The sequence below is a fragment of the Microcoleus sp. BM001215392 genome (assembly GCF_036700185.1).
Classification (GTDB): Bacteria; Cyanobacteriota; Cyanobacteriia; order Cyanobacteriales; family Microcoleaceae; genus Microcoleus.
This window is the reverse complement of sequence record NZ_JAUBOJ010000426.1, coordinates 1-5,907: the sequence shown is the minus strand read 5'-3', so window position 1 is coordinate 5,907 and position 5,907 is coordinate 1. Positions and strand designations below refer to the sequence as shown.

Below are 5,907 nucleotides of genomic sequence, written 5' to 3'. Positions count from 1 at the left end.
AATCCATAACCATTGTATTTAATAAAATTTTGTGAATCATTTAGACTTGCTATATAATTGCTATTTCCAATTTTCCCCATATATCTTGCAGGTACGATCTCTGTAGACTCTTTAGCCTCAGTACCGAAAGGACATACAACGGCAGGGCAATCTACATAGACATCTGTAGAGTAAAATCGTCTATTTAATGCATCTTTTACTTGAATCAGAGCATAGGAAGAAATTTCACTCAACTTACCAAAAGGAATGCTAGCAAAATAATCAACATCACTATATCTTGAAATGCTTGTTCCATTACCAAATGAACCAGTACGGAAGAATCGGTTCAATCCAAAATTAGCTTTTAGACAAGCTTCAATAGAAGCTCTATGGTTTTTCGCTGCTGTAGATTCATAATCTGAAGGAGTAAGCTTTGCGTGAAAATCTCTAAAGCCTTCATCAATTGTTCTCGGCATTATACACCCCTATGTTTATTTTTTCTAAATCGATTTTGCCTGAGATGAGTCTGGGTAGGACTAAGTCGCGGGTTTGGCGGAGGTTATCACTCCTTTTTAATAGATTCTTCTTTAGGACAAGTAGTGGTTCAACAAACAGATTCAACTGTTCTAATATTCTCTGAGGTGGTAGAACTACTGGCTGACCATGAATATCATTCCTATTTAGTGTTGGAACTGCTGCACCAGAGTTATATTGTTCTAGCTTCAAATCACTCAATAAATAGAAGGCATAAAGTGGCGTAACTCGGCGAAATTCTTTTACCCAAAGCGTTGTATTTAAAGGCCAGTAATCCTCATCTACATAAATTACAGTTCCTAAAGAGCCACTTCGCCCAGTTACCACACCTGGCGCTTTAATTTTAGCTTCGTTATGAGTTCCAGTAATTCCAGTAGAGGCGTAAATTGGAATATTACCCTCTTTACGCTGTTGAGTTGGCAAGTCGAACCCTCTCTGGAGAATTAGCGCATCATCTAATCTGCCAACCTCCCAACCTTCAGGAATCAGCCCCAATTCTGAATCTACCATCTGCGCCTGTTCATGTCCAGGGAAGCGGAATTTGACGAACCACTCGCGGTAGATCGATCGCGCCATCTCTTCCAATATCTCAATCCGCCGCGTGTTATTCTCGATTAGGCGATCATAGGCTGACAGAATCCCAGCAATTTTGCGCTGGATGGGAAGAGGGGGAGTAAGAATATCAAATAACAATAATTTGCTAACACTGAGGTTATCTTGAGTTGCTCCTTTAGTAATGCTTCTTAACTGTGGCTTAATTGTAGTTAGGTAATACTTGATGAAGCGAACATCAGCTTTTTCTGAGTCAGCAATAAATCCAATAATACTATCTGGAAAACAAGCTTGAAATTTGAGAATAGCTGTCTCTGCTGTATTCTCACCCGCATTGACTATGCAAAGAGTGTTTTTATCCCATAATTTGCTTTGAGCTAGTCCTAAATCACTATAAGTTTGTGAATACTTTATAATATAAAACTCACTAGCTGTGACCTCAGCCGTTTGAATAAAAGGATGTTTTCCGCCATACAGAGATGGCTCATTTCTAGGGCGGTGTTTAGATTTACCCCTACCAACGAATCCAAGCTCATTGAGCTTTTTATAACTCCAACCTGGCTTTAGAGTTTTATTCACAGTTTTGTTCCCTCCAACAACATCATCACATTCTCAGCAATTGTTTCCTCCAATCCCCGCGCCTCAACATTCAAGATTTCCAACTCCTCATTCAACTCCTCCAACCGTGCGGCAAAATCAAAATCCTCCGCCTCCTTGCGTTCCGCTACCCCCACATAACGCCCAGGATTGAGACTCCATCCCTGGGCCTCAATCTCAGCCAATGTTGCTATTTTACACAATCCCGCCACATCCCGATAAACCTTGTCTGGGAAAGTTTCAGTCAGCATTTCGGAACCACCAACCGTCAACTCTGCCTTTTCCCCTCGGTACAGCCGCACAATATTCGAGATAAACTCAATCTGTGCTTCGCTAAACTCCCGATGGGCACGGTCAATTTGCCTGTAAATATGCCGCGCATCAATAAATAATACCTTATCCTGGCGATGGAGAGAGAGACGTTCCACCGGAACGTCTCTACGACATTTGCGTTTGTCAAAAAACCACAGCGTACAAGGTAGCGTTACCGTATAAAAGAAATTAGAGCCGATCGCAATCATCACATCCACCGCCCCCGTTTCTATCAACTGGCGGCGAATCTCCAACTCCGAACCCCGCGCATCCGATGCCGAGTTTGCCATCACAAACCCCGCCCGTCCGTTCGGATTCAAAGCAGTATAAAATAGCTGAATCCAGAGATAATTTGCATTATCCGTAGTCGGCGCGCCAAAGGGATAATGAGGGTCGCCCTTAATCTTTTCTCTATCTACCCCATTTACATTAAATGGCGGATTCGCCATCACAAAATCAAACTCACCGACGCTGCTGTGAATATCTTGATAATAAGTGTTACCTTCGCGGATATTTCGCAAACCAGAAACCCCATGAACTGCCAAGTTCATCTGACAGAGTTTCACAGTTCCGTCTACCTTCTCCTGCCCGTAAACACTAATCACCTTATTCGGATCAAATCCTAACTTATTGCGAACCCGAATTGCACTCTGTACCAGCATTCCGCCAGCACCACAGGCAGGGTCTAAAATTCGCCCGTAATTCGGCTCTATCACCTCCACAATCAGCTTTACCAGGGAAATTGGAGTAAAAAACTCTCCGCCTTTCTGCCCTTCTTTCTGAGCGAAATTTCCCAGGAAATACTGATAAATTTCTCCAAACGCATCCTCATTAATATCAGCTCTGGGAATCCGATTTAAGATTTTCAACAATTCCCGCAAAATCTGCTTTTCCAAGCTGTTATAATTTCTAGGCAAAGCGCCGCCAAGTTCCTCATTCTCATCGGCGATAGCCTTCATGGCCCCATTAATCGCCCCGCCAATATCCTCTGCTTCCGGGCGATCGATCAAATAATCAAAACGGGCAGTTTCCGGCAAATAAAGCGCCCCTTTTGCCTGGTAATCCGCCTTACCCACGGTGCGCCGCCTGCTGCTTCCGCCTGCTGCTATTTCCTGCGAAACTAGGGCAAACTTATAGTCAGCATAGAGCAGAAACACCAACCCCAAAACGGGGACGGAATATTCCGAAGGCTTGAGTTTGGAGTTAGCCCTGAGTTCGTCGGCTGCTTCCCAAAGGCGTTTTTCGAGTTCGGTATAATTAGCTGGCATCGTTGGCGTTATCTTCCCAAATCCTTAATTAATTCTCTCGTCTTCGGCAACAACAAACAGTACCGCCTCGTACAAACTCTTATTTTAGGCGATCGTGTCCGATTTAAGTCTATAAATTTGGGCGCGATTCCTGCTTCTATGTTCCCTCATCCTGCTCTAAAACTTTGCTCGGCTGTTAAAATTTGCTCGGCTGCTAAATTTAACTTTGGAAAGGTTCGCCGTTAAACGCGATCGTTTAGCGTAAATTAACGAAAATTAAAATCAGCACAGCGTAAGCTGTTCTGCATTTAAATTGTATATTTCGAGACCAGATTAAAAATCGTCAAATCCTCTCCCCCTCTCCCCTTCTCCCCCTCTCCCTCTCCCTCTCTAATACCATAGGCAATCTAGATGCAACACAGCGTAGAGTGTCGAGGCGTAAAAAAGGCTCTAACAGACGCAAAAAAGCTATCCAAAAATTGGGTAAGCAACACAAAAAAGTTGCTGATTCTCACAAAAATTTTCACTTTGCGTTATATCAATTTGAGTTGCATCGGCATAATATGTTCAACGTCATTTACTTGGCTGCATTAAACTATAGATAAATCTGGTTGGCGATCGCTCGTCAACCGCTTTTAACAATCGTCAACCGCTTTTAACAGTCGTCAACCGCTTTTAACAGTCGTCAACCGCTTTTTAACAGTCGTCAACCGCTTTTAACAGTTAACGCCTAACAACTAACAATTAAGCTGTCGCACATTTAAATTGTAGGTTCAGGGCGGGCGGGATGCTCACCCCACAATAGTTTCATTATTCTTTGACATTCAATTTAAATGCACAACAGCTTAACACCTAACAACTAACACTACTTAAGAAGAGCTTTTCTAGAGCGAGTCTCCATCAGCCGTCATTTCTGATAGAAACGTCAGGGGATTGCTCATATCAGCAGCGAAACCAAGAATGGCGCGATCTCGATGTTCGTAAATTAAATCACCCTGAGCATTAAACAAGAAAGTTGCGCCTCGTTGAGTGAGATAAGCAGCATTTGGAACATAGGTTTTCCAATTACTCAGCACTTCTGTCATATTCCGCAGCCGCAAGGTTGCCAATTCAAACGGACGCTGGAAACCCTTACCACCGGCCCACCGGAAAGTGGAGCCTCTGAGAGCTGGAAGAGGGAAAGCCTGGATAACTTCATCATCATCAATTAATTGAGGTGCTTTAGCGTCGCCTCGATACCCTCGAAATACTTCTGCCAAAGTGCCGGGGCTACCAATTCCCGCACACATGAACAATAGATTGAGGTAAGCGTTCGTAGCGGCCGATAAACCGGGTACTTGTAAGGATAAACCTGGATACAGGTCAAGTTTTTGGTGCAGTTGACCAGTGGGATCTACAAACAAACAGTCGGTAGGAAATCCTGTATAACTACAGAATCGCTGACCCGATGAGCGATCGCCAATTCCCACAGCTCGAATTGCTATCCGTTGTGCTTCAAGCCGTCGAGCGTCCCGTCGCAACCACCAAGCATATTCAAGGCTGTCAAAATCTCCCAATTGTGGCAACAGCAGCACCAATTGCTTCGTAGAGGATTCGCCACCGCTCAAGATAGGTAAAATGGCTCCATCGCTCACCCGTTGGCGTTCGGTTTGGCTCAAGAAGGTATGGATATTCATTGGCTTATCTATGAAGGAATTTAGGCGTGCATTCGGGGAGTTTCGGCATAGCGGGCGGGTTGGGGATTTGATTTGGGTTTAGTTTTTCCCAGAATTTAGATGTTGGGAGCGATCGCGATTGGCGCGCTCGCGTCAAGACACCGCTGCTTTACCCGCATCAAGGATACGTTGCAAAAACTGGACTAATTCGTCGAAGCAACCGGGGTTATTTTCGAGCAACCATTCTGTAAGCATTACTGAGTGTTTGGTTTTCCTAAACTCGACCCGTGCGAACGATAATTTTTCAAATAAGACACCTAACAGTTTTGCTGCATCAATATGTTCGTCAACCCATTGGGGATTTAATAGATCTTGCTGGGTAGAATTTTTGGGGAAATAATCCTTATTTGATTTATGAGTTTCGAGCCATTCTCGAACTTCGTTGCCGGCAAGGGGTTGTTCTCGTCCCGCATCTTCTCGATCGAGAACGGCTGCTATAGCATCAGGATGGAGCAGGTAATTTTCATACATCCGCCTGTCCAAAAATTCAACCGGGTGCTGGCTTCTTTTTTGCAAATCATTCCTCTCCCGTTCGGATTTACTCTCCCGGTCAAATACAAACCCAATTGTCGGAGGAAACAAACTGCTGCCACCGCTGAGTTTGTCGTAAACATCAAATACTAGATGAGCGCGTTTTCCCTCAAAATCGCCAGTATTTTTAACGGCAATAATTTGAGTACCCCTTAAAGGCATTTTGGCTGCTTTCTCCAAAATTAACGGAAAGCACAGTTCTTCGGTCGGCCCTTCCACCCAGAGAATCCTGTCGGCACCGAAAACATCCGACAAACTCACTCCCAGCTCGGCTAATAGAGAACGCTGTTCTTTAATATCTCGCGCATTCATCATTGATGCTTGGGTTTCCCCGTCCTCAAGCCGCAGCTTCACGATAGTTGAGGGATTGGCAGCAGCAATAATCTCAGCCGAATGAGTGGTAATAAAATACTGGTGTTGCGGAAACTCTTTGAGGATTT

5 protein-coding genes are annotated in these 5,907 nt (G+C 44.2%); all 5 read right to left on the bottom strand.

Annotated features, from left to right (window positions below; translation table 11 throughout):
* Nucleotides 1–455, bottom strand: a 455-nt coding sequence (locus tag QT974_RS29715) for an SMODS domain-containing nucleotidyltransferase (RefSeq protein ID WP_333471982.1), incomplete at its 3' end; no start/stop codon positions are given.
* Entirely contained in the window at nucleotides 439–1,644 is a 1,206-nt protein-coding gene (locus tag QT974_RS29710; RefSeq protein ID WP_333471981.1) for a restriction endonuclease subunit S, read from the bottom strand. The genes QT974_RS29715 and QT974_RS29710, both read right to left, overlap by 17 nt.
* Nucleotides 1,641–3,242, bottom strand: coding sequence for a type I restriction-modification system subunit M (locus QT974_RS29705; RefSeq protein WP_333471980.1), 1,602 nt, complete (start codon nucleotides 3,240–3,242; stop codon nucleotides 1,641–1,643). The genes QT974_RS29710 and QT974_RS29705 overlap by 4 nt, the downstream gene beginning before the upstream one ends.
* Before the next feature lie 863 nt (nucleotides 3,243–4,105).
* Entirely contained in the window at nucleotides 4,106–4,897 is a 792-nt protein-coding gene (locus tag QT974_RS29700) for a peroxiredoxin-like family protein (protein ID WP_333471979.1), read from the bottom strand.
* A gap of 132 nt (nucleotides 4,898–5,029) precedes the next feature.
* Nucleotides 5,030–5,907 (bottom strand): ATP-dependent nuclease (locus QT974_RS29695; protein ID WP_333471978.1); only part of this gene is annotated, 878 nt, incomplete at its 5' end.